The sequence below is a fragment of the Klebsiella sp. MBT K-1 genome (assembly GCF_002556465.1).
Classification (GTDB): Bacteria; Pseudomonadota; Gammaproteobacteria; order Enterobacterales; family Enterobacteriaceae; genus Klebsiella; species Klebsiella grimontii.
Genome location: NZ_PDEL01000016.1, coordinates 44,753 through 69,006 on the forward strand (window position 1 = coordinate 44,753; position 24,254 = coordinate 69,006).

The following is a 24,254-nucleotide window of genomic DNA, read 5'->3' on the forward strand; positions in this document are numbered from 1 at the left end:
CTGTTATTTATTCCATGGCATAATCGGCACGGCGCTAAGCGCATTTTTCGGCGAGCCATCGACGATTTTATCCGAATAGGTCAAATAGATCAGCGCATTGCGTTTGGCATCGTAAAAACGCACGACCTGCAGTTTTTTAAATACCAGCGAGGTCCGTTTCTGGAACACCACATCGCCCTGCGTTTTACCGTTTTTGATTTTATCCGCCAGCTCAATCGGCCCCACCTGCTGACAGGAAATAGCGGCATCAGAGGTGTCTTCCGCCAGCCCTAACCCGCCTTTAATTCCTCCGGTTTTCGCCCGGCTGATGTAGCAGGTGACGTTCTGAACGTCCGGGTCGTCAAAGGCCTCGACGACGATTTTATGATCCGGTCCAAGGAACTTAAATACGGTATCCACAGAGCCGATTTGTTCCGCCTGCGCCATCTGGCAGCCCGCCAGCAAAAGCATTCCCGCCACTAACTTCTTGTATTTCATATTGTTACCATTCTTAAAAATTTAGCTGAGTGATTATCACACATTAAGAAGAAAAGTTTTATAGATCACAGCTTTACAAAATTACCACCGAAACTTCTGGAAGAATCGCATTTAAAAGCAAAAAAAACACTGAATGCTAAAACATCAAAAAATGCTATTATCCGCTACCTTTAGTATCAGGCACCTGAGTTTAAGGATGGGGATATTTTATGGATCAAGCAGGGATTATTCGCGATCTCCTTAGCTGGCTGGAAGGTCACCTGGATCAGCCTCTCTCACTGGACAATGTGGCAGCGAAGGCGGGCTATTCCAAGTGGCATCTGCAAAGAATGTTCAAGGACGTGACCGGCCATGCTATCGGTGCCTATATTCGCGCCCGTCGCTTATCTAAGTCGGCGGTTGCCCTACGCCTGACCGCGCGTCCGATTCTTGATATTGCGCTGCAGTATCGCTTTGACTCGCAGCAGACTTTTACTCGCGCCTTTAAAAAGCAGTTTTCGTTGACGCCAGCCCTCTACCGACGCTCTCCCGACTGGAGTTCCTACGGTATGCGCCCTCCGCTGCGTCTGGGCGAGTTCACCATGCCGCACTATGAATTCGTCACGCTGAACACCACTCAGCTGGTCGGCGTCACCCAGAGCTATACCTGTAAGCTGGAGGAGATCTCCGATTTCCGTAATCAGATGCGCGTCCAGTTCTGGCGGGAATTCCTCGCCAATACGCCATCGATTCCTCCGACGCTGTACGGCCTGCATGAGCCGCGTCCTAGCCTCGATAAAGACGATGAGCAAGAGGTGTTTTATACCACCGCGCTGACGCCGGAGCTGGCAAACGGCCACCTGCATAACGCCCATCCGGTAACGCTGGAAGGCGGCGAATACGTGATGTTTACCTACGAAGGTTTGGGCACCGGGCTGCAGGAGTTTATTCTGACGGTTTACGGCACCTGCATGCCGATGCTTAACCTCACCCGTCGTAAGGGCCTGGATATTGAACGTTTCTTCCCGGAAGATGAAAGCCGGAATCAGGAACCGCCTATTCAGCTGCGCTGCGAATACCTGATCCCGATTCGTCGTTAACGCTGGAGCTCATCCATCGCGGGGGCATCAAGATGCGACACATCCCCCGCGGTTTCCACCACCCATCCCGACGCCAGCCAGGGGCTTTGCTGATAGTCAACGCGGGAAATAGAGCAGTTGCGTAGACGCAGGCGACGCTCCGCGTAAGCGGGCAGACCAAGAATCGTACTCACCAGACATCCCAGCGCCATCCCGTGGCTCACCAGCAGCGGTCGGCTACCCGCAGGCAGTTCCAGACAAGACGTCAGCGCCGCGTGCATACGCTCGCTCAGCTCCTGCATTGACTCCCCCTGCGGGATACGCCCGTCGGGCGTGCCGTTAACCAGCTGTCGACGCCAGCCCTCCTCTTCTTCGCTCAGCGAGTCGATATGGCGCTTTTCAAGCACGCCCATATCCAGCTCACGCAAGCGTGAATCGGTCACGACGCTGCATCCGCAGGCTTCAGCGATGATTTCTGCGGTACGGCGCGTGCGGCCTAAATCGCTGGCGATAATATGCGTAATTCCCAACGTTCTGGCGCGCTCGCCCACCTGCCAGGCCTGACGCTCACCGTGGGCGGTAAGCGGGCTGTCGGACTGGCCCTGAATACGTCGCTCGGCGTTCCACTGCGTTTCACCGTGGCGAACAAGGTATACCTGTAACATGCTTTATTATCCGTTCTGAGCTCTTAACCCTCGAGCTACAAGCATAGCCGCCTGCAGCAAGAATGATTTGGAGTATACTGCGATGATGTTTAGTAATTCTGAGTTGTTTTGATTATGCACCATGTTGTCTCAGCTACCACTAATCCCGCCAAAATTCAGGCAATTCTGCAGGCTTTTAACGAGATCTTCGGCGAAGGATCCTGCCACATTGAGTCCGTCTCCGTCGAGAGCGGCGTGCCGGAACAGCCTTTTGGCAGCGACGAAACGCGCGCTGGCGCACGAAATCGCGTGGCTAACGCGCGTCGTGCGCGGCCAAACGCGGACTTCTGGGTCGCCATTGAAGCCGGCATCGACGAAGGCAGCACCTTTAGCTGGGTGACGATCGACGACGGCAGCCTGCGCGGCGAAGCGCGCTCGGCGACCCTGCCGCTACCGCAGGTTATTCTTGAAAAAGTCCAGGCAGGAGAAGCCCTGGGGCCGGTGATGTCTCAGCATACCGGCATCGATGAAATTGGCCGCAAAGAGGGCGCTATCGGCGTATTCACGGCCGGCAAGCTCACCCGCAGTAGCGTTTATCATCAGGCCGTCGTGCTGGCGCTAAGCCCGTTCCATAACGCTATTTATCGTCAGCTTTAATCAACGCCTGCTCCAGCCACAGACGTAGCTCCGCCGGTGCCGATTTGAGGCTGTTCGAACCGCGGGTAATGGTGGCGATCCCGGCGCCGAGTTCGTTTTTCAGCTCGCGCTGGCTCATCTCGCCGCGCAGTAGTTCTTCAATGATGCGCACCCGCGTGCCGAGCGCCTCGCGCTCGTCGGGCGTCAGCATGAGCTGTAAAAGCGGCAGATGGAGATCGTCGGCGTACGCCTGCTGCAGGAGGGCGACAAAACGCAGCCACTCCTGATGACGCTGTTCGGCCACCGCCGCTGAATAGGGGGATTGTTGGGTCATGTTACGCCACCTGTCGAATGTACTCACTAACGAGTACAAAGCATAACATACTTCTGTCCGGACTCTACGGATTTCGGGCAACATCGCGAAATCCGATGTTGCCCGAAGGCGGCTGTATTAATAGCGCAGCTTCCACTCCGCATCGCTCAGCAGCGTGTCTTTCTGGCCCATAAAATAGCGATAGTAGGCATCATAGGACAGAACGTTTTTCACATAGCCGCGCGTTTCAGAGAACGGAATGCTCTCGATGAACGCCACCGCGTCAATGCGTCCGCCGCTGTTGCCCCGCCAGGTGCGCACTCGCCCAGGACCGGCGTTATAGGCCGCAGAGGCGAAGATTCGGTTATTGCCAAACTGCTGGTAAACATATTGCAGATAGCTGGTACCAATGTTGATGTTCATTTCCGGATCCAGCAACTGCGACGGACCGCTATAGCCGGGAATACTGAACATGCTCACCGTATGCGTTGCCGTACCCGGCATAATCTGCATCAGACCGCGGGCGCCAACCGGTGAACCGGCTTTCGGGTTCCAGGCGCTCTCCTGGCGCGCGATGGCCATCGCGTAGCTTTGCGGAATATCTTTACCGCTGATGTAGCGGGTAAAGAGGTCGTTATAGGCCAGCGGGAAACGCTCTTCCAGCTGATCCCACAGTTTTCCGGCGATGGTGGCCTGGACGCTCAGATCCCACCAGTCCTGATTAAACGCGTAACGAGCCAGCTGCGCCTGCTGATCTTTGGTTTTGCTGGTCACCAGGTTTGCCCACTCGCTGCGGGCGGTATTATCCATATTCCAGTACATCAGCTCGCGGACCCGCGCCATTTCCGGCCCCGAGGTCAGCGTCGGGTCGAGATTCGCCGGCGCTTTGTCGACGCGGAAGGTGTACTCCTCCCCAAGGCGCTGGGCGGCGACCATGGGATAAAAGCCGCGCTGCTGCATCAGCGAGCGCAGAATATCTTTCGCTTCGTCATCACGTCCGCGTTCCAGCAGCAGATCGGCCTGCCAATAGCGCCATTCGTCCTTCTCTTTCGCCTCCATCGGTAAACGCGCCAGCCAGGTGTTCAGGCCACGGCGATCCCCAAGCCCCAGCGCCATACGTACCCGGCGCTCCACCAGCGAGGTGGATTGCGAACGCATAATGGCGTCGTCGCGCCAGATGGCCTGCTCTTCGGTCACATCGCTGCCCATCAGGCGCCAGGCGACGATATCCCGCAGCTCCTGAATCTGATCTTCATTGAGCTGCTGCGCCTGCGCCAGTGAGGGGATCATCAGGCGCGCGTTTTCCACATCCTGCCGGGCAACGCTGGCAAACGCGACCGCCGCCATCTGGCGGGTGAAATCCGTCGCGCCGGTTGTGCGGGCGAAGGTCATCACGCTATTGGGATCGTCAGCCAGCGCGATGACCGCCGTGGCAATGGTTTGATAGTCGGCCGGCATCTGCTGGGCCAGAACCCGTACCAGGCTGGTATTGCCGGCTTTCATCGCCAGGCGAATGCGTTCAAGGTAGGCCAGCGGATCCTGCTGACCGGAGGCGCGCCAGGCGCCAAACAGCTGGTCACAGGCGTTTGGCTGGCTTTTGCCGCTCAGCCACAGCGCTTTCGCCCCATCCCAGGCTTCCTGAGCCTGGCCGACGTTCCATTTCGCATAGTAGTAATTGCACTGCGCCTCGGTGCCGGTCGGCTTATCCGGGCTGAAGGCCAGCAGGCCGCGCCAGTCGCTGCGGCGCGCCAGTTCGTTGACGAACCGTGATTTCAGCGATCGTGCGGGAGGCAGCGTAGGATTGGCGGCAATAAAATTGGTCACCACCAGCGCCGGCTGGTTCATCAGATCGTCGGTAATCTGCCGGTACTGGAGATAAGGATAGAGCGGATAGGTCGTTAGCGTGGGCATCAGCTGATTAACGACATCCATCTGTCGACCGTCCCACGCCTGTTTAATTTGAGCATAGCGGCTGCGCTGTTCATCCAGTGAATCCGCATGCGCCAGTTGGCTTAACGTCAGCAGACTTACGCCGGCGGCCAGAAGACGCCACGTCACAGTTTTGGCTTTTTCCACAAGCTCTTCCTCTATTCAGGTACACCACAGCAGCATCATGCCGCGGGCAAAAATTTCAGGTATTACGTAGATATGCTAATCAGACAACGCGAATCGCGCCACATCCCGGACATTTTTTTACTCTTTTGTGAATCCCATCGCCTCGCTGGGATTAAAGCGCGAAAAAGGCTACACTTCGCCTTTGAAAACTATTCACTACCCTACTCAATATCATTCTGGCTGCATCAAGCTAGCCTGAGGGATGAAGAGTATATAAAAGAGGCGAAGTCCAACGTGGCTCAATTCGTTTATACCATGCATCGTGTCGGCAAAGTGGTTCCGCCGAAACGTCATATTCTGAAAAATATCTCCCTGAGCTTTTTCCCTGGCGCAAAAATCGGCGTTCTCGGTCTGAACGGCGCTGGTAAGTCGACCCTGCTGCGTATTATGGCCGGCATCGATACCGATATCGAAGGCGAAGCGCGTCCGCAGCCGGGCCTGAAAATCGGCTATCTGCCGCAGGAGCCGCAGCTCAATCCGGAGCAGACCGTACGTGAGTCGGTTGAAGAAGCGGTGGCCGAAGTGGTCAATGCGCTGAAAGGCCTGGACGAGGTGTACGCCAAATACGCGGAGCCGGATGCCGACTTCGACAAGCTCGCCGCCCAGCAGGGCAAGTTCGAAGAAATTATCCAGGCGCACGACGGGCATAACCTGAACGTGCAGCTGGAACGCGCCGCCGATGCTCTGCGCCTGCCGGACTGGGATGCGAAAATCGCCAATCTCTCCGGTGGTGAACGCCGCCGCGTCGCGCTGTGCCGCCTGCTGCTGGAAAAACCAGACATGCTGCTGCTCGACGAACCGACCAACCACCTGGATGCGGAATCCGTGGCCTGGCTGGAACGCTTCCTGCACGACTTCGAAGGCACCGTGGTGGCGATCACCCACGACCGTTACTTCCTCGATAACGTCGCCGGCTGGATCCTTGAGCTTGACCGCGGCGAAGGTATTCCGTGGGAAGGCAACTACTCCTCCTGGCTGGAGCAGAAAGATCAGCGTCTGGCGCAGGAAGCGTCTCAGGAAGCGGCGCGTCGTAAGTCAATCGAGAAAGAGCTGGAGTGGGTCCGTCAGGGCGCGAAAGGCCGTCAGTCTAAGGGCAAAGCCCGTCTGGCGCGCTTTGAAGAGCTTAACAACGTTGAGTACCAGAAGCGTAACGAGACCAACGAACTGTTTATTCCGCCAGGCGCACGTCTGGGGGATAAAGTGGTGGAAGTCAGCAACCTGCGTAAATCCTACGGCGACCGTCTGCTGATTGACGATCTGAGCTTCTCGGTACCGAAAGGCGCTATCGTCGGCATCATCGGTCCTAACGGCGCGGGTAAATCGACGCTGTTCCGCATGATGTCCGGTCAGGAACAGCCTGACGCCGGTTCTATCACCCTCGGTGAAACCGTCAAGCTGGCTTCCGTCGATCAGTTCCGCGATGCCATGGACAACAGCAAAACCGTGTGGGAAGAAGTTTCCGGCGGGCTGGATATCATGAAGATCGGCAACACCGAGATGCCGAGCCGCGCCTACGTGGGCCGCTTTAACTTCAAAGGGGTTGACCAGGGCAAGCGCGTCGGCGAGCTGTCCGGCGGTGAACGCGGACGTCTGCATCTGGCGAAGCTGCTGCAGGTGGGCGGTAACGTCCTGCTGCTCGATGAACCAACCAACGACCTGGATATCGAAACCCTGCGCGCGCTGGAAAACGCCCTGCTGGAGTTCCCGGGCTGCGCGATGGTTATCTCGCACGACCGTTGGTTCCTCGACCGCATCGCGACCCATATTCTGGACTACCAGGATGAAGGTAAGGTGGAGTTCTTCGAAGGTAACTTTACCGAATACGAAGAGTACAAGAAACGCACCCTCGGCGCCGATGCGCTGGAGCCGAAGCGTATCAAGTACAAACGTATCGCGAAATAAAAGCAAAAGGGCAACGCAGGTTGCCCTTTTTGGTGTTTGCCCTCTCTCCCGCCGGGAGAGTGTTGTAGCCCGGCTCAGGCATTCAGGCCGCAGAAGGCCTATCCCTGCTCGCCCATCATCTCTTTTACCAGCTCAACGCAGCGCAGGAAGCGGGCATCGTAATCGGCCTCTTTCACATGCACAAAATCTATCTCGTTTTCTTTGAGCAACGACAACAGCATCGTCTGAAACTCCTTGCGGTCTACCGAGCTGCCAAGGCTACGTAAACCGTCGGCTACCCACGGCGTGTTGTTTTCCAGCAGGATGACCAGGTCAAAACGATACTCGTCGATCAGCGCTTGAACAAAGGGGTGTTCCCGCCCTTCGTACTTGAGACAGAACGCCTGGGTGCTGACAAAATCCGTGTCGATGAACGCCACCTTGTTGGCATACTTCACCGCGAAATCAATATATTGCGCGTGCCCAAGGGCAATCTTGTCATAGTCGGAGTATTGCAGCGCCATCTCATCGCCGCCGAGGTGCGAAAAGACATAGTCGCGGCCATATTCCCAGGCGCTGGTGGTATTAAAGATATTGGATAGCTTATTCACCAGCGTCGATTTACCGCTCGACTCACCGCCGAGGATCGCCACCGTGCGCACAAAAAACGGCTTCACTTCGGTAGGAATATATTCCCAGTAGCGGAACGGATTTTCACGGATCTGCCCGCCGCTGATGTTCATAAAGGTGCGTTTAGGATCGATGAGTACGGTTTCAATTCCCAGATGATCCAGATACTGCGGCGCGTCGCCCTCTTCCGAGGTGTAGATCCAGTTAGGTTCGATGCCCTTCTCGCTCATAAAGGCGCGGATCCCGCGGCTCCAGACGTCCCAGCCGTGCGGATAAGGCTCCATTCCCTCTTCATTGAAGGCGTGGATGCGGATATTCTTCTGATACTTAAAGGTTTGCAGCAGCCAGCGCAGGCGGTCAGGTACGGTCGGCTGCTGCGACATCGCGCTCTTTTCAAACAGCTCACGGTCACGGGGATCGTCGTAGCCCATAATGATGTGCAGCTCATCGACCTGGCTACAGGCGCGCTGAATCAAGTAGATATGGCCGGTATGCAGCGGGTAAAACTTACCAAATACCACGCCAACGCTTTTTTGCCGACGCGGAAACTCCAGCCCGAGAAACCGGTGCAGCGCTTCCAGCTTCTGCGCGCTGGGGCTTTTAATTTTCGCGTTCAGCAGCTGGCTCAGATAGCCTTTTGTCATCCCGCTGGCGTCCGCTACCTGCTGTAGCGTACAGCCCTTCTGCTTAATGGCGCTTTTTAAATAGTCAAATGACGACATAGCGAGTCTCCTTTTCACTTATTATAAGTCGTCAAAGACGCTTAGCGCGTCCGCAAGCTTTTTCACGCCAAAGATTTGCATCCCTTCCGGCGCTTTTTTCGGCACATTCGCTGCCGGAACAATCGCCCGACGAAAACCATGCTTAGCCGCTTCGGAGATACGCTCCTGCCCGCTCGGCACCGGGCGAATTTCGCCTGCCAGCCCCACTTCGCCGAAGACGACCAGATCCTGCGGCAGCGGACGGTCGCGCAGGCTGGATATCATCGCCAGCAGCAGCGCCAGGTCGGCGCTGGTTTCGGTGACCTTCACCCCGCCAACCACGTTGACGAAGACGTCCTGGTCGGCCATCTGCAGACCGCCGTGACGATGCAGGACCGCCAGCAGGATCGCCAGGCGGTTTTGCTCCAGCCCCACCGCCACGCGGCGCGGGTTGGACATCATCGAGTGATCGACCAGCGCCTGGATCTCCACCAGCAGCGGTCGCGTGCCTTCCCAGACCACCATCACCGAACTGCCGGAGGTCACTTCGTCCCCGCGGCTCAGAAAGATGGCCGATGGGTTGCTTATCTCACGCAGCCCCTGCTCGGTCATGGCGAATACGCCCAGTTCGTTGACCGCGCCGAAGCGGTTTTTATGGCTGCGCAGGGTGCGGAAACGAGAATCGGCGTCGCCGTCGAGCAGCACGGAGCAGTCGATACAGTGCTCCAGCACTTTCGGCCCGGCCAGCGAGCCGTCTTTGGTGACGTGACCGACCATGACGATAGCCACGCCGCGCGTCTTGGCAAAGCGCGTTAAATAGGCCGCCGTTTCGCGCACCTGGGCCACGCTGCCCGGCGACGACTGCACGTCGGCCATATGCATGACCTGGATGGAGTCGATAACCATCAGCTGCGGCTTTTCTTCGTCGGCTATCTGGCAAATCTGCTCAATGCTGGTTTCTGACAGCATATTGAGGTTGGCCGTCGGCAGGCCTAAACGGTGAGCGCGCATCGCCACCTGCTGAAGCGACTCTTCCCCGGTGACGTAGAGCGTTTTCATGCCTTCGGAGAGCTTACACAGGGTTTGCAGCAGCAGCGTCGACTTACCCGCGCCGGGGTTGCCGCCAATCAAAATCGCGCTTCCCGGCACCACGCCGCCGCCGAGCACGCGGTCAAACTCTTTAAATCCGGTCGAAAAACGCGGCAGCGCTTCGAGGCTGATATCGGAGAGCTTCTGCACTTTCGACACGCCGGCATTACCGGCATACCCTGACAGGCGTTCGTTTCTTGCCACCTGCGGCGAAGCGGCAATGCGCATCTCGGTTATGGTATTCCAGGCATGACAGGCGCTGCACTGCCCCTGCCAGCGCGGATAATCCGCACCGCATTCATTACAGACAAATGCGCGTTTTGGAGCTTTCGCCACGTTAACCTCTTACTTTTGATTCATGCTGCCGGAGAGAATACAGAATACCCCCATCAGGTCAGCGTGGCGGATTGTCACCTCCGCCAGTTCATTAACTTTTGGCTTTGCATGATAGGCAATGCCGAGCCCTGCCGCTTTAATCATCGGCAGATCGTTTGCGCCATCGCCAATGGCGACGGTTTGCGCCGGCGGGATCTCATACTTTTCCGCCAGTTTACGCAGCGTATTGGCTTTATATTTCGCATCGACGATATCACCGATGACGTTGCCGGTCAGCTTACCGTCCCTGATCTCCAGTTCGTTGGCGAACACCGCGTCGAGATGCAGCTTGTCGCGCAGATACTCGGCAAAGAAGGTGAAGCCGCCGGAGGCGATCGCCACCTTCCAGCCAAGCGTCTCCAGCTTCAGCACCAACTGGGTCAGGCCCGGCATCAGCGGCAGCGATTCGCGCACCTGCAGCAGAATGCTGGCATCGGCATCTTTCAGGGTCGCCACGCGCTGGCGCAGGCTGGCGGTGAAATCAAGTTCGCCGCGCATCGCGCGCTCGGTCACTTCCGAGACCAGCTCGCCGGTCCCGGCCAGTTTGGCGATTTCATCGATGCACTCAATCTGAATCGCCGTCGAGTCCATATCCATGACCAGTAAGCCCGGCGTACGTAAATGCGGGATTTTACCCAGCGGCGCCACGTCAAACCCGGCCTCATGGGCCAGACGGGTGGCACGAAGCGTAAGGGAGCCCGCCAGCCGCATCACCTGATAGTCGTCAACCGCCCAGGAGGCGACGATAACCAGCGCCGCGCCCAGCTCGCGCTGCCACTCGGTCAGACGATGCTTGTTAAGACCGCGACCATACAGCAGCCAACCGCTGCGTCCGGCATGATAATCCAACGGCATGACCTCATCACCGCTCAGGGAAAGCGGCAATCCAGGCCACAGGGAAACATCTTCAGGCAGGTCGCACCAGGTCAAACTGTTTGGCATCACGGCTCCACATAACTTCATTCAGGCGAGGAAAATAACGCATGAGGCTACCTTGTAACCAGCGCTTCTGGCAACATTAAGCTGCAAATTTTCAAAGGTGGAATATGGTACGCGCAAAACTTAAATTCCGACTGCATCGCGCGGTAATTGTTCTGATCTGTCTCGCACTCCTCGTCGCCCTGATGCAGGGGGCCTCTTGGTTCAGCCAGAACAGTCAGAAGCAGCGCAATCCGCAGTTGGAAGAACTGGCACGCACGCTCGCCCAGCAGGTCACGCTAAACCTGGCGCCGCTGTTGCGTAGCGAAACGCCCGATGAAAAGCGGATTAGCCAGCTGCTGGAACAGCTTACTCACAAAAGTCGCATCCTCGACGCCGGCGTTTATGACGAGCAGGGCGACCTGGTGGCGCGTTCAGGCGAAAGCGTCGAGGTCCGCGATCGGCTGGCGCTGGACGGTAAAAAAGCGGGCGGTTACTTCAACCAGCAAATTGTCGAGCCTATCCAGGGAAAAAACGGCCCGCTCGGCTACCTGCGCCTGACGCTGGATACGCATACCTTAGCCACCGAAGCGCAGCAGGTCGATAATACCACCAATATCCTGCGCCTGATGCTGCTGCTATCGTTGGCCATCGGCGTCGTCCTGACGCGCACCCTGCTGCAGGGAAAACGTACCCGCTGGCAGCAATCGCCTTTCCTGCTCACCGCCAATAAGCCGGTGCAGGATGAAGATAAAGATGAATCAGAATAAGGAAATCGCTATGTCCACGTTGCGCCTGCTGCTCTCCGACTCTTACGACCCCTGGTTCAACCTGGCGGTTGAGGAGTCTATTTTTCGCCAGATGCCCGCCACCCAGCGGGTACTGTTTCTGTGGCGCAATGCCGATACGGTGGTCATTGGCCGGGCGCAAAACCCGTGGAAAGAGTGTAATACCCGACGCATGGAAGAAGATAACGTGCGCCTCGCGCGCCGCAGCAGCGGCGGCGGTGCGGTATTCCACGATCTGGGCAATACCTGCTTTACCTTTATGGCCGGCAAACCGGAGTACGATAAAACCGTTTCCACGAATATCGTCCTGTCAGCGCTGAATGCGCTGGGCGTCGAGGCGGAAGCCTCGGGCCGCAACGATCTGGTGGTGAAAACCACTGAGGGCGACCGCAAGGTCTCCGGCTCCGCCTATCGCGAAACGATGGATCGCGGCTTTCATCACGGTACGCTGCTGCTGAACGCCGATTTAAGCCGTCTGGCCAACTACCTCAATCCTGATAAGAAGAAGCTGCAGGCCAAAGGCATTACCTCCGTACGCGGACGGGTAGCCAATCTGGTCGAGCTGCTGCCGGAGATTACCCATCAGCAGGTCTGCGAGGCGATTCAGGAGGCATTCTTCGCCCATTACGGCGAACGCGTCGCAGCTGAAGTGATCTCGCCGGAGAACATGCCGGACCTGCCGAATTTTGCCGCGACCTTTGCGCGCCAGAGCAGCTGGGAGTGGAACTTTGGCCAGGCGCCCGCCTTCAGCCATCTGCTGGATGAGCGTTTTACCTGGGGCGGCGTAGAGCTCCATTGCGACGTCGAGAAAGGCCATATCACGCGCACGCAGGTCTTTACCGACAGCCTTAACCCGGCGCCGCTGGAGGCGCTGGCCGCCAGATTGCAGGGTTGCCTGTACCGCGCGGATATGCTGCAGCAGGAGTGTGACGCGTTGATTGGGGATTTCCCGGAGCAGGAAAATGAGCTGCGGGAGTTGTCAGCGTGGATTGCACAGGCCGTACGCTAGCTACGGCCTGGTACCCTCATCCCGGCCCTCTCCCATAGGGAGAGGGAGGAAGAGATGATTACTCTTTATCGCCCAGCAGAACGGATTCCAGCGCGATTTTAATCATGTCGTTGAAGGTCGTCTGACGTTCAGCGGAACTGGTCTGCTCGTGGGTACGGATATGGTCGGAGACCGTGCAGATGGTCAGCGCTTTAGCGCCAAACTCCGCCGCGACGCCGTAGATACCGGCCGCTTCCATTTCCACGCCCAGGATACCGTATTTTTCCATCACGTCGAACATCTCGCCGCCATCCGGCGCATAGAACAGGTCGGCGGAGAAAATGTTGCCCACGCGAGCGTCAACGCCCAGCGCTTTTGCCGCGTCAACCGCGTTACGCACCATGCCAAAGTCGGCAATCGCCGCAAAGTCGTGGTCTTTAAAACGCATACGGTTAACTTTAGAGTCGGTGCAGGCACCCATGCCGATAACCACGTCGCGCAGCTTAACGTCCATACGCACCGCGCCGCAGGAGCCTACGCGAATGATTTTTTTGACGCCGAAGTCGGTGATCAGCTCTTTTGCGTAAATGGAGCAGGACGGGATCCCCATACCGTGGCCCATAACGGAAATTTTGCGGCCTTTGTAGGTGCCGGTGAAGCCCAGCATACCGCGCACGTTGTTCACTTCGCGGACGTCTTCAAGGAACGTTTCTGCAATGTGCTTCGCGCGCAGCGGGTCGCCCGGCATCAGCACAACGTCAGCGAAATCGCCCATTTCTGCGTTAATGTGTGGAGTAGCCATCGTTAAATCCTTCTGAATGTTGTTGCCTGATGGCGGCAGCGCCTTATCAGGCCGACAAAAAAGGCCCGGCGAACGAAGCTCGCCGGGCAAATAATCACAGCATGTTTTTGCCGTAGTCCATCGCAGAGGTACCGAAGTACGTCGCCAGGGTCTGGCCAATATCCGCGAAGGTTTCACGGTGACCCAGCGAGCCCGGCTTCACTTTCGGGCCATAAATCAGTACCGGAATGTGTTCACGAGTATGGTCGGTACCGGTCCAGGTCGGGTCGCAGCCGTGATCGGCGGTCAGGATCAGAATGTCATCTTCCCCGACCAGTTCCATCAGCTCCGGCAGACGGCGATCGAACAGCTCCAGCCCTGCGGCATAGCCTGCAACGTCGCGGCGGTGGCCCCAGGAAGAGTCGAAGTCTACGAAGTTGGTGAAGACGATGGTCTCGTCCCCCGCTTCTTTCATCTCTTTGATGGTGGCGTCAAACAGCGCATCCAGGCCGGTCGCTTTCACTTTTTTAGTGATACCGCAGTTGGCGTAGATATCGGCGATTTTACCCACCGAAACCACCTGGCCGTTTTTCTCGTCGACCAGCTTCTGCAGTATCGTCGGCGCCGGCGGCTCAACGGCCAGATCGTGGCGGTTACCGGTGCGCTGGAAGTTGCCGGCTTTATCGCCGATAAACGGACGCGCGATGACGCGACCAATGTTGTAGCCGCCTTCGGTCAGCTCTTCACGCGCGATTTCACACAGCTCGTACAGCTTATCGAGACCATAGGTTTCTTCATGGCAGGCAATCTGGAATACCGAGTCAGCGGAGGTATAGAAAATCGGCTTGCCGGTTTTCATATGCTCTTCGCCCAGCTGGTCGAGGATAACGGTACCGGAAGAGTGGCAGTTGCCGAGGTAGCCCGGCAGGTTGGCGCGCTTAACCAGCTTATCCAGAAGCTCCTGCGGGAAGCTGTTTTCATGCTCGGGGAAGTAGCCCCAGTCAAAGAGAACCGGCACGCCGGCGATTTCCCAGTGGCCTGACGGGGTGTCTTTACCGGAAGAGAGTTCATGCGCCCATGCGTAAGCGCCGATAACTTCCGCGCTGCCGTCCATACCGGCGGCAACTTTACCGGTAGAACCCTCATGGGCTTTAACCAGCCCCAGACGGGTCAGATTAGGCAAATTCAGCGGGCCTTTGCGGCCGTTGTCAGCCTCGCCCTTGGCGCAGGCTTCTGCAATATGGCCCATGGTGTCCGAGCCGACGTCGCCAAAGCGATCGGCGTCTTCAGTCGCACCGATGCCGAATGAGTCCAGCACCATAATAAATGCACGTTTCATATTATTCTCCGTACCTTTTGCGCTGTAAAAAAGCGATCAGATCAGTATATAACTATTCGGTGATACGACGATAGACCGTCGGCGTCATTTCAGGCGCTTTAGCGCCAAGTTTTATGGCGGCTTTAACGGCCCTGGCCGCTTCCTGCCAGCTGTTTTCATCTTTTGCATGGATAACCGCCAGCGGCTGCTGCGCGTCGATACGCGCGCCGAGGCGAACCATATCGGTGAAACCGACGCTGTAATCAATCAGATCCGAGGCCTGACGGCGACCGCCGCCCATCGACACCACCGCCATGCCCAACGCACGGGTGTCCATTTCTGCGACAAACCCTTCGCCTTCGGCGTAGACCGCTTTGCTCAGCATCGCGGCCGGCAGATATTTATCGTAGTTTTCCACGAAGTCGTTCGGCCCTTTTTGCGCCGCCACCATCCGGCCGAAGACGTCGGCGGCTTTACCGTTATCCAGCACCGCCTGCAGCTTCGCCCGCGCGTCGGCGTCGTTCTCCGCCAGTTTGCCGGAAATCAGCATCTCGACGCATAGCGCCATCGTCACCTCAAGCAGCCGCGGATTGCGGTACTCGCCGGTGAGGAACTGCACGGCTTCACGCACTTCCACCGCATTACCGGCGCTGGAAGCCAGTACCTGATTCATATCGGTTAACAGCGCGGTCGTTCGCACGCCGGCGCCGTTGGATACCCCAACGATCGCTTCAGCCAGCGCGGCGGAAAGCTCATAAGTAGGCATAAAGGCGCCGCTGCCGACTTTGACATCCATCACCAGCGCGTCCAGTCCTTCCGCCAGCTTCTTGGCCAGAATCGAGGCGGTAATCAGCGGGATAGAGTCCACCGTCGCGGTGATATCGCGCGTCGCGTAAAAACGTTTGTCCGCCGGCGCCAGAGAGCTGGTCTGCCCGATAATCGCGACGCCGACATCTTTAATGATTTCCCGGAAGCGGCTATCGTCCGGGAAGATATCGAACCCTGGAATCGCCTCCAGCTTATCGAGCGTACCGCCGGTGTGCCCGAGGCCGCGCCCGGAGATCATCGGCACATAGCCGCCGCAGGCCGCGACCATTGGCCCCAGCATCAGCGAAGTCACATCGCCCACGCCCCCGGTGGAGTGTTTATCGACGATTGGGCCATTAAGGTTAAGATGCTTCCAGTCCAGAACGGTTCCTGAATCCCGCATCGCCATGGTCAGCGAAACGCGTTCCGGCATAGACATATCGTGGAAAAAAATGGTCATCGCCAGCGCGGCGATCTGCCCTTCTGAGACGGTGTTGTCGCGGATGCCGTTGATGAAGAAGCGAATTTCTTCATCACTCAGCGCATGACCATCACGTTTTTTACGAATAATTTCTTGTGCGAGAAACAAGATAACCTCCCGGGGAAAGAGTCAAAGACCAACCGCAGGCCGGACAACATCCGGCCTTGAGGTCGGCAAATTACGTTTTAGTAGCTGCTGGCGCTCTTACCATCGCCGTGACCCAGCGCTTTCAGCAGGCTTGCCAGCAGGCTGGAGGCGCCAAAACGGTAGTGGCGAGAGTCCGCCCAGTCGGCACCGAACAGCTCATCGGCAATCGCGAGGAATTTTTGCGCGTCTTCTGCGCTACGCACGCCGCCTGCCGGCTTGAAGCCGACGCTCTGCTGAACGCCCATATCGCGGATGACCTCCAGCATGATGCGCGCGCTTTCCGGGGTCGCGTTCACCGGAACTTTACCGGTAGAGGTTTTGATGAAGTCGGCGCCGGCTTTGATGGCGATTTCAGACGCTTTACGAATCAGCGCATCTTCTTTCAGTTCGCCGGTTTCGATAATCACTTTCAGCAGCACGTTTGCTGCCGCGCAGGCTTCTTTACAGGCTTTCACCAGGTCAAAACCGACCTGTTCGTTGCCGGCAATCAGCGCGCGGTAAGGGAACACGACGTCAACTTCGTCAGCGCCGTAAGCGATCGCCGCGCGGGTTTCCGCCAGCGCGATATCAATATCATCGTTACCGTGCGGGAAGTTAGTCACCGTCGCGATGCGAATATCCGGGGTACCCTGCTCGTTCAGCGTTTTACGCGCGATCGGGATAAAGCGCGGGTAGATGCACACTGCGGCAGTATTACCTACCGGTGTTTTGGCCTGGTGACACAGCGCGATCACTTTTTCATTGGTGTCATCATCGTTCAGGGTGGTCAGGTCCATCAGTTTCAACGCGCGCAGGCTGCTTGCCGTTAAATCAGTCATTTCATACTCCGACGGCGTAGTGCCGTTTTAAAGTTTGTTCACCTTGCGAGTCTGTTACTATTGTAACATTCCCTCGCCGCTACACTTCGATACACATCACAGTTAATGAAAACTAATTACTAATTTGCATTACTGTATAGTGATAAAAATCACAAAATAAAGCCTAATCCGTGCGCTTCCACTGCCAGACTCTCTATAAGCATAATCAGGAATCGCCACTGCGAATCAATGTTATTATTATAACATAGCCTCGCAACAAGCCTCGACACCAGCACCGACATTTTGTGCGAAAAAATGCCAGATACATCATGAGTGGTTGATAAATAGAGAATTATAAAATGATAGAATTTTAACACTCAGAAGTGAGAACCCCACGGTGGCAATGCCGCGGGGTTCTTGGCGTGCAAGACGGCGTTATAGCGCGAGGAATACGCCCGCTATCGTGGCGCTCATCAGGTTAGACAGCGTTCCCGCCGCCACGGCCCGCATGCCCAGTTGGGCAATTTCCTGGCGGCGATTAGGCGCCATGCCGCCCAGTCCGCCAATCAGGATGGCAATGGACGACAGGTTGGCAAAACCGCACAGGGCAAAGGAGATGATGGCCTTGGTGTGGGTTGAAATCACCTGCAAACCGGCGGCAGCGACCTCGGTATCGGCTTTCAGATACTCGCCGAAATTCATGTAGGCCACAAACTCGTTGATAATCAGCTTCTGGCCGATAAATGAACCGGCAACGGTGGCTTCATTCCACGGCACGCCAATCACCCACGCCAGCGGCGAGAAAACCCAGCCAAGGATCATTTGCAGCGACAGGTCCGGATGGTTAAACCAGCCGCCCACGCCGGAAAGAATACCGTTAACCAGGGCAATCAGCGCGATAAACGCCAGCAGCATCGCCCCGACGTTAAGCGCCAGCTGCATCCCGGAAGCCGCGCCGGATGCGGCGGCATCCAGCACGTTCGCCGGCGCCTGCGGATCGGCGTCATTTTTTTCCATCGCCGGGTTGTCCCGGGGCTGCTCGGTCTCCGGCACGATAATCTTCGCGAACAGCAGGCCGCCCGGCGCCGCCATAAACGAAGCGGCGATCAGATATTCCAGCGGTACGCCCATCTGAGCGTAACCGGCCAGAACGGAGCCCGCTACCGAGGCCAGCCCTCCGCACATCACCGCGAAAAGCTCGGAACGGGTCATGGTGGCGATGTAAGGACGCACCACCAGCGGCGCTTCGGTCTGACCAACGAAGATGTTCGCCGTGGCGGAGAGCGACTCCGTGCGCGAGGTTTTGAGTACCGCGCGCAGCGCCCCGCCGAGGATGCGGATAACAAACTGCATGATGCCGAGGTAATAAAGCACGGCGATCAGCGATGAGAAGAAGACGATGACCGGCAGGACGCGCAGGGCAAAAACAAACCCGCCGCCGCCGAAGACTTCAAACATCTTATCGGAAACCAGCCCGCCAAAAATAAAGCCGATCCCTTCATTGCCGTAGGCAATCACGTTAGCAACGCCGTTCGACATGGCCAACAGCGCCGTACGCCCGGCCGGTACATAAAGAATTAACGCGCCGATCCCGACCTGGATAATCCAGGCGCCGAGGACGGTGCGCAGATTGATGGCTTTTCGATTACTGGAGAGGAGCACAGCGATGGCTAACAGCACCACCATGCCAATAAGTCCCATGATAATTTGCATACAGAGTCCCTGTGTATTGATAGTTCAGTCTAAAACCCCGCGATTATAACGGCATGAAACCATCACGCTTATTTCAGCTCACACATTTTAAGCAAAACAATGAGATAAAAAGGCAGGAATGAGACACAGGTCACTCAGTAAGACGTTACTGAAGGGAAAACATCTCTTTTGTATTATCTATCAGGGTATTAGCTATCACTTCCGCGGGCTCAGGGCGCAGCTCGCATAGGGTGGAGAAGACGCGAGCCGCCTGTTCGGGCCGGTTCGGCTGCCCCTGGAAACCGTTCAACGGCATATCCGGCGCATCGGTCTCCAGCAGTAGCGCCGAAAGCGGCAGCTGCGCCATCACATCGCGGGTCTTGCTGGCGCGCGGGTAGGTAATGGTGCCGCCAACGCCAATCTTATAGCCCAGTTGCACAAACCGCTCCGCCTGCTGAAGGCTGCCGGCAAAACCGTGGACCACGCCGGTTCGCGGTAAAGCGTGTTTTTTCAGCAGCATCGCCAGCTTATCGTGAGTGCGTCTGGAGTGGAGGATCGCCGGCAAATCGTAGCGTTTCGCCAGACGTAGCTGCGCCTCAAATACAGAAAGCTGGCGCTCAAACTGCGGATCTTCGCGATAGAGATCGAGACCTATCTCCCCGACCGCGACCAGCTTAGCATCGCGTTTCGCCAGACAGCGCTCAAGCCGTTCAAGGCTGTCGGCGCCATGCCGCTCAATCGCTATCGGGTGGAGGCCCAGGGCGGCGTAGAGCTCGCTATGCTTCTCTGCCAGCGCTAACACGCGGTCAAAGTTATCCGCTTCCGTCGCGGGCACCACGATCTGCGTCACGCCAGCCCGCACCGCCCGGGCAATACTGGCGCTTTCGTCACCGGTGAACGGGGGGAAATCGAAATGGCAGTGGGTATCAATAAATCGCAGGGTCACGCCAGATCCTCACTCTCAAAGCTGGCATCATTGGCCTGCACGGCCCCGATAACCGGAGCCTGGGGGATCTCATTGGCCACCGGCGCCGGCGGGATAACCACCGTTTTCGGCACCGCAATACGCGGCGCATGGCGCAGCAGCGGCGGTCTGTCGGCCAGCAGTTTGCCGACGGTGGCGAGGAAATAGCGCCCGCACTGGCGCCCGGTCTTGTAGTCTTCCAGCAACGCCGGTAGACGGCTGCCTAACGCCATACTCTTCAACGGCTTCTGCGGATAAATCTCCAGAATTCTCAGCTTACCCGGCGGTTTTTCAATGAACTCCTGGGTGGAGCGATAGGTGGTTTCGTGGTGCTGCACCAGATTCACAAACGGCTGCAGGCTGCTTTCGCCGAGCCAGCGCTCCATCCGCTTAAACCACTGAGGGGTGTAGTACATCTGGGACGGTACGGTGCGGATCACCACGATGGTTTGCGCCCCGCGACGGGCGGCTTCCTGCACGGGGATCGCATCGCTGACGCCGCCGTCGAGATAGCTCACGCCGTCCAGCAGCACGCCGCTGCGGTAAAAACCGGGAATGGCGCTGGAGGCGCGAATCAGGTCAAGCCAGGTCTGCTGGGTTGGGGAGAAGTAGTTTGGCGTGTAATCATCGCCGCGACAGGCGCACATCCAGAACTCTTTGCCCTGGGCAAAACGATCTTCAGCATAGGCCATCGCCAGCGGCATTTTTTTCGCGGTGCTGTCGACCAGCCAGTCAAGATCGATAAGATTTCCGCCGCGCACAAAACGCATCGGGTCGAAAAACTCGCGGGCGGTGGTGTAGCGGGTGATCACCTTGCGGGCATAGCCGGGCTGGTTGCATAGATAGGCCGACAGGTTTTGCGCCCCGGCAGAGGTGCCAAACATCATATCGAACGGGTTAAATCCCGCGCGCATGAATTCGTCCAGCACCCCGGCGGTAAAAATCCCTCTCTGTCCCCCGCCTTCGCACACCAGAGCAAGCCTGCCCGGCTGGAAGGGTTTAACAGATAACGGCGTAATGTTGCCCAACGTAACGGGAATTCGCTGCCCCACCCTGCTTTCCTGTCCTGCTTATTATAAAAACAAAGGTAACGCATTTTTTAACGCCCTGAAACCGAGAAAGCCAGTCACATTGACTGGCTTTATGTAAGACGGTATTTCACACGTTAACGTCTAGGGACGCCGACGGCCGGTGAACAGGCTGACCAGGAACAGGATAATACCGACAACGAAGACAATTTTCGCAGCCCAGGCAGCGGTACCAGCCAGGCCACCAAAGCCCAAAGCGGCGGCAATTAACGCGATCACCAGAAAAATAATGCCCCATCTAAACATACGTCTCTCCTTACCATAGTTAATGACGGTCGATTTTCTGCGCACTCAGGCCGCGCATACACAACCCTGTGGTGCTACACATCCTGCGGAAAGGCCGCAGAATAATTGTTTTAATGAATAGATTTATTTGACGCTAAGGTCGTTCTTCACGCTTTTGACGCCGGATACAGCTTTCGCAATACCTTCCGCCCGCTCCGACTGCTTACTGGATGCGACCGTACCGGATAGATGTACAACGCCATCGGTGGTCTCTACCTTCACGTTTCGCGACGGAACGATATCGTCAGCCAGCAATTTAGCTTTGATCTCGCTGGTCACCGCCGTGTCGCCGGCATAGCCCTTCAGCGAAGCAGATTTTTCGTTCTGCACGCTAAGCTTATCGTTAACGGAGCTCACACCTTCAACCGCCTTCGCGACGCTAAGCGCCTGCTGGTGCTGTTCTGAACTATCAACCGTCCCGCTTAAGGTGACGACTTTATCTTCAGTTTTCACAGAGATATCGGTGCTGCGAATATCTTTATGATCGATCAGCGCCGCTTTCACCCTGGCGGTGATGGTGCTGTCGTCCATAAAATTCCCGACTTTGTTCATCGAATTATCGACGGCTTGCCCGGCATTGCTTGCTGCAGATTTCGCGCTGTCTACGGTCGAGTTTTCTGCATACGCCGAAGCGCTGATTATTGCTGAGCCCAGGAAGAGGGCCAGGAGTGTCTTGCCGCTCTTAAGTCTTGTCATCGTCGTTCCTCGTTATATCTAAGCAGGTAAAGCAAAATAAGTAGTCTATTAAGCCAGGATTCCAAAAATTACTTATTAAATGTAGTAGATACACGGAAGAGTGCGGCATTAACGGGTAAAAAAGCGCGCAAAACGGTAAGAATTAAGAACTTTCCAGAAAGGGCAAACCGAGGGGAAAATGGCGTGGAGCGCGGCGAAAACCGCGCTCCAAAGAGGATTAGTGCTCGCGGGTTTTACGGAACTGGACGTCTGGGTAACGTTCCTGCGTCAGATTCAGGTTCACCATGGTCGGGGCGATATAAGTCAGGTTATCGCCGCCATCCAGCGCCAGCTGAATTTCATTCTTACGCTTGAACTCTTCGAATTTCTTCGCGTCGCTGCATTCCACCCAGCGTGCGGTCGCGACGTTGACGGACTCATAAATCGCCTCGACGTTGTATTCGCTCTTCAGACGAGCGACAACCACGTCAAACTGCAGCACGCCCACCGCGCCGACGATCAGATCGTTATTGGCGATCGGCCGGAATACCTGCACCGCGCCCTCTTCCGAGAGCTGTACCAGTCCTTTCAGCAGCTGCTTCTGCTTGAGCGGATCTTTCAGGCGAATACGGCGGAACAGTTCCGGCGCGAAGTTCGGGATACCGGTGAACTTCATCATTTCGCCCTGGGTGAAGGTATCGCCAATCTGGATGGTGCCGTGGTTATGCAGGCCAAGGATATCGCCCGGATACGCTTCTTCCACGTGCGAACGGTCGCCGGCCATAAAGGTTAGCGCGTCGGAGATCACCACGTCCTTGCCGATACGCACCTGGCGCATCTTCATGCCCTTCTCGTACTTACCGGAAACCACGCGCATAAAGGCCACGCGGTCGCGGTGTTTCGGGTCCATGTTAGCCTGAATTTTAAACACGAAGCCGGTGAACTTATCTTCCGAGGCTTCCACCGTGCGGGTGTCGGTTTTACGCGGCATCGGCGCAGGGGCCCACTCCACTAAACCGTCCAGCATATGATCGACGCCAAAGTTACCCAGCGCGGTTCCGAAGAATACCGGGGTAATTTCGCCCGCCAGGAACAGCTCTTTATCGAACTCGTTAGACGCGCCCTGCACCAGCTCCAGCTCATCGCGCAGCTGCTGCGCCAGGTCTTCACCCACCGCCGCATCAAGCTCCGGGTTGTCTAACCCTTTTACGATGCGCACTTCCTGGATGGTGTGGCCTTTACCGGTCTGATACAGGTAGGTTTCATCTTTATAAAGATGGTAAACGCCCTTGAACAGTTTGCCGCAGCCAATCGGCCAGGTGATCGGCGCGCAGCCGATTTTCAGCTCGTTTTCCACTTCATCCAGCAGCTCCATCGGGTCACGGATGTCGCGGTCGAGTTTGTTCATAAAGGTCAGGATCGGCGTATCGCGCAGACGGGTGACTTCCATCAGCTTACGGGTACGATCCTCGACGCCTTTTGCGGCATCGATAACCATCAGGCAGCAGTCCACCGCCGTCAGGGTACGGTAGGTATCTTCGGAGAAGTCTTCGTGCCCCGGGGTATCCAGCAGGTTAACCAGGCAGTCGTGATAGGGGAACTGCATCACGGACGTGGTGATGGAGATACCGCGCTGCTTTTCCATCTCCATCCAGTCAGATTTTGCATGCTGGCTGGAGCCGCGGCCTTTTACCGTACCGGCGGTCTGAATCGCCTGTCCGAATAACAGAACCTTTTCAGTAATGGTCGTTTTACCGGCATCCGGGTGAGAAATAATGGCAAAAGTGCGGCGCTTGGCCACCTCCTGCAAATAAGGAGACAACGTCATAATTCAATCTTCTTGAGTAAGCGGCAACGCGCCGCGCATGTTGAATACGAAAAAATTGCGGCTATTTTACCCATCAATGGGGGGGAGGCAATCAGTGTTTACACAGGAGTTGCTCCAGTTCGCTCAAAGAGGTGACCGTCCAGTCCGGGCGGAGGTCCGCGGGCAGCTCGCGTTGATGGGGGTTGAACCAGCAGGTCGCCAGGCCGGCATTTACGCCGCCGCGAATATCAGACTCAGCGGTATCGCCAACCATCAGCACCCGCGCACGATCGGGGTTGCCCGCCTGCGCCAGCGCATAGTCAAAAATACGCGCATCCGGCTTAGCCACCCCAACCTCTTCGGAGATAATCAACAAATCAAAGTGATCGCGTAAACCGGTACGTTCAAGACGCGTCTGCTGTAGCGAGGTAAAACCGTTGGTGATGATGCCCATTTTCACCTTCCCCTGCAGCGAGTCGAGCAGCGATACGGCCCCCGGCAGCGGCGAACAGATTTCCGCCATCGCGTTCATAAACGCGGCGTTCAGCTCGCCGGGAGGGACATTCAGGCGCTCCGCCCAACCGTCAAAGCGCTGATGCTGCAGCTGAAGCGAAGTAATGGCGCCGTTCTGATAATCCACCCACAGCGGCTTATTCACGGCCTGGTAGTCCTGAAAATCCTCTGCGGAGAACGTCACGCTATAGTCGAGAAACATCCGCTGTAGGCCGCTAAACGAGTCAAACGTAAATAACGTTTCATCGGCATCAAAGAAAATCCAGTCCCACTTCATCGTATCACC

General features: G+C 56.8%; 23 protein-coding genes. 5 read left to right on the top strand and 18 right to left on the bottom strand.

The genetic code is table 11. From position 1 onward, the window contains the following. Positions 1–3 precede the first annotated feature (3 nt). A complete protein-coding gene (creA, locus tag CMQ96_RS22185; RefSeq protein ID WP_024360392.1) occupies positions 4–477 on the bottom strand; it encodes a protein CreA in 474 nt (157 codons plus the stop codon). Positions 478–686: 209 nt separating this feature from the next. Here creA and robA point away from each other — a divergent pair, with 209 nt between their 5' ends. Next, on the top strand, positions 687–1,556 hold the full coding sequence (gene robA / locus CMQ96_RS22190) for an MDR efflux pump AcrAB transcriptional activator RobA (RefSeq protein WP_004132273.1): 870 nt from the start codon (positions 687–689) through the stop codon (positions 1,554–1,556). Here robA and gpmB read toward each other — a convergent pair. Continuing rightward, positions 1,553–2,200, bottom strand: coding sequence for a 2,3-diphosphoglycerate-dependent phosphoglycerate mutase GpmB (gpmB, locus tag CMQ96_RS22195; protein WP_004128725.1), 648 nt, complete (start codon positions 2,198–2,200; stop codon positions 1,553–1,555). The two genes, robA and gpmB, sit on opposite strands and share 4 nt — an antisense overlap. 114 nt (positions 2,201–2,314) lie before the next feature. Between gpmB and yjjX the strand changes: the two genes are divergently transcribed. Then, positions 2,315–2,836, top strand: a complete 522-nt coding sequence (gene yjjX / locus CMQ96_RS22200; protein WP_004132276.1) for an inosine/xanthosine triphosphatase — start codon at positions 2,315–2,317, stop codon at positions 2,834–2,836. On the opposite strand, the gene trpR is transcribed toward yjjX, so the two are convergent. Together trpR and sltY are read right to left on the bottom strand one after the other, a co-directional pair. After that, complete coding sequence (gene trpR / locus CMQ96_RS22205) at positions 2,817–3,149, bottom strand: trp operon repressor (RefSeq protein ID WP_004132278.1); 333 nt, start codon at positions 3,147–3,149, stop codon at positions 2,817–2,819. The two genes, yjjX and trpR, sit on opposite strands and share 20 nt — an antisense overlap. A 117-nt stretch (positions 3,150–3,266) precedes the next feature. Further along, complete coding sequence (gene sltY / locus CMQ96_RS22210; RefSeq protein WP_049086192.1) at positions 3,267–5,204, bottom strand: murein transglycosylase; 1,938 nt, start codon at positions 5,202–5,204, stop codon at positions 3,267–3,269. 273 nt (positions 5,205–5,477) lie between these two features. On the opposite strand from sltY, the gene ettA reads away from it, so the two are divergent. Beyond that, positions 5,478–7,145, top strand: coding sequence for an energy-dependent translational throttle protein EttA (gene ettA / locus CMQ96_RS22215; protein ID WP_014227837.1), 1,668 nt, complete (start codon positions 5,478–5,480; stop codon positions 7,143–7,145). A 98-nt stretch (positions 7,146–7,243) separates the two neighbouring features. Here ettA and nadR read toward each other — a convergent pair whose 3' ends face one another. Genes nadR through serB form a run of 3 tightly spaced genes read right to left on the bottom strand, consistent with a single transcriptional unit; the run spans position 7,244 to position 10,861 of the window. Then, positions 7,244–8,476, bottom strand: a complete 1,233-nt coding sequence (gene nadR / locus CMQ96_RS22220; RefSeq protein ID WP_098067341.1) for a multifunctional transcriptional regulator/nicotinamide-nucleotide adenylyltransferase/ribosylnicotinamide kinase NadR — start codon at positions 8,474–8,476, stop codon at positions 7,244–7,246. A 21-nt stretch (positions 8,477–8,497) separates the two neighbouring features. Further along, positions 8,498–9,880: a DNA repair protein RadA gene (gene radA, locus CMQ96_RS22225; protein WP_049086194.1), complete on the bottom strand. Its 1,383-nt coding sequence runs from the start codon at positions 9,878–9,880 to the stop codon at positions 8,498–8,500. A gap of 9 nt (positions 9,881–9,889) precedes the next feature. Continuing rightward, positions 9,890–10,861, bottom strand: a complete 972-nt coding sequence (gene serB / locus CMQ96_RS22230) for a phosphoserine phosphatase (RefSeq protein ID WP_049086195.1) — start codon at positions 10,859–10,861, stop codon at positions 9,890–9,892. A 104-nt stretch (positions 10,862–10,965) separates the two neighbouring features. Between serB and CMQ96_RS22235 the strand changes: the two genes are divergently transcribed. Then, positions 10,966–11,607 carry a YtjB family periplasmic protein gene (locus CMQ96_RS22235; protein WP_004128710.1) on the top strand — a complete coding sequence of 214 codons (642 nt, stop codon included), beginning with the start codon at positions 10,966–10,968 and terminating at the stop codon, positions 11,605–11,607. Positions 11,608–11,617: 10 nt separating this feature from the next. Beyond that, a complete protein-coding gene (gene lplA, locus CMQ96_RS22240) occupies positions 11,618–12,634 on the top strand; it encodes a lipoate--protein ligase LplA (RefSeq protein ID WP_004132289.1) in 1,017 nt (338 codons plus the stop codon). Between the two features lie 58 nt (positions 12,635–12,692). Here the strand turns inward: lplA and deoD are convergent, their stop codons facing one another. The 11 genes from deoD to yjjG form a co-directional block, all read right to left on the bottom strand. Continuing rightward, positions 12,693–13,415 (bottom strand): purine-nucleoside phosphorylase, encoded by a 723-nt coding sequence (gene deoD / locus CMQ96_RS22245; RefSeq protein WP_004098401.1) that lies wholly within the window; start codon positions 13,413–13,415, stop codon positions 12,693–12,695. Between the two features lie 94 nt (positions 13,416–13,509). Next, positions 13,510–14,733 (bottom strand): phosphopentomutase, encoded by a 1,224-nt coding sequence (gene deoB / locus CMQ96_RS22250; RefSeq protein WP_098067342.1) that lies wholly within the window; start codon positions 14,731–14,733, stop codon positions 13,510–13,512. A 52-nt stretch (positions 14,734–14,785) separates the two neighbouring features. After that, on the bottom strand, positions 14,786–16,108 hold the full coding sequence (deoA, locus tag CMQ96_RS22255; RefSeq protein WP_098067343.1) for a thymidine phosphorylase: 1,323 nt from the start codon (positions 16,106–16,108) through the stop codon (positions 14,786–14,788). A gap of 77 nt (positions 16,109–16,185) precedes the next feature. Then, entirely contained in the window at positions 16,186–16,965 is a 780-nt protein-coding gene (deoC, locus tag CMQ96_RS22260; RefSeq protein ID WP_004132293.1) for a deoxyribose-phosphate aldolase, read from the bottom strand. A 414-nt stretch (positions 16,966–17,379) separates the two neighbouring features. Further along, positions 17,380–18,657, bottom strand: a complete 1,278-nt coding sequence (locus CMQ96_RS22265; RefSeq protein ID WP_004132295.1) for a NupC/NupG family nucleoside CNT transporter — start codon at positions 18,655–18,657, stop codon at positions 17,380–17,382. Between the two features lie 145 nt (positions 18,658–18,802). Next, a complete protein-coding gene (locus CMQ96_RS22270; protein WP_024360398.1) occupies positions 18,803–19,582 on the bottom strand; it encodes a metal-dependent hydrolase in 780 nt (259 codons plus the stop codon). After that, entirely contained in the window at positions 19,579–20,652 is a 1,074-nt protein-coding gene (locus CMQ96_RS22275) for a patatin family protein (RefSeq protein ID WP_024360399.1), read from the bottom strand. Before CMQ96_RS22275 ends, CMQ96_RS22270 begins: the two co-directional genes overlap by 4 nt. A gap of 120 nt (positions 20,653–20,772) precedes the next feature. After that, complete coding sequence (locus tag CMQ96_RS22280; RefSeq protein ID WP_003856556.1) at positions 20,773–20,934, bottom strand: DUF1328 domain-containing protein; 162 nt, start codon at positions 20,932–20,934, stop codon at positions 20,773–20,775. A gap of 123 nt (positions 20,935–21,057) precedes the next feature. Next, positions 21,058–21,669, bottom strand: a complete 612-nt coding sequence (gene osmY / locus CMQ96_RS22285) for a molecular chaperone OsmY (RefSeq protein ID WP_004132300.1) — start codon at positions 21,667–21,669, stop codon at positions 21,058–21,060. 217 nt (positions 21,670–21,886) lie between these two features. Continuing rightward, positions 21,887–23,476, bottom strand: coding sequence for a peptide chain release factor 3 (gene prfC / locus CMQ96_RS22290; RefSeq protein WP_004128689.1), 1,590 nt, complete (start codon positions 23,474–23,476; stop codon positions 21,887–21,889). A 91-nt stretch (positions 23,477–23,567) separates the two neighbouring features. Next, positions 23,568–24,245: a pyrimidine 5'-nucleotidase gene (gene yjjG, locus CMQ96_RS22295; RefSeq protein WP_024360400.1), complete on the bottom strand. Its 678-nt coding sequence runs from the start codon at positions 24,243–24,245 to the stop codon at positions 23,568–23,570. Between the last annotated feature and the right edge of the window lie 9 nt (positions 24,246–24,254).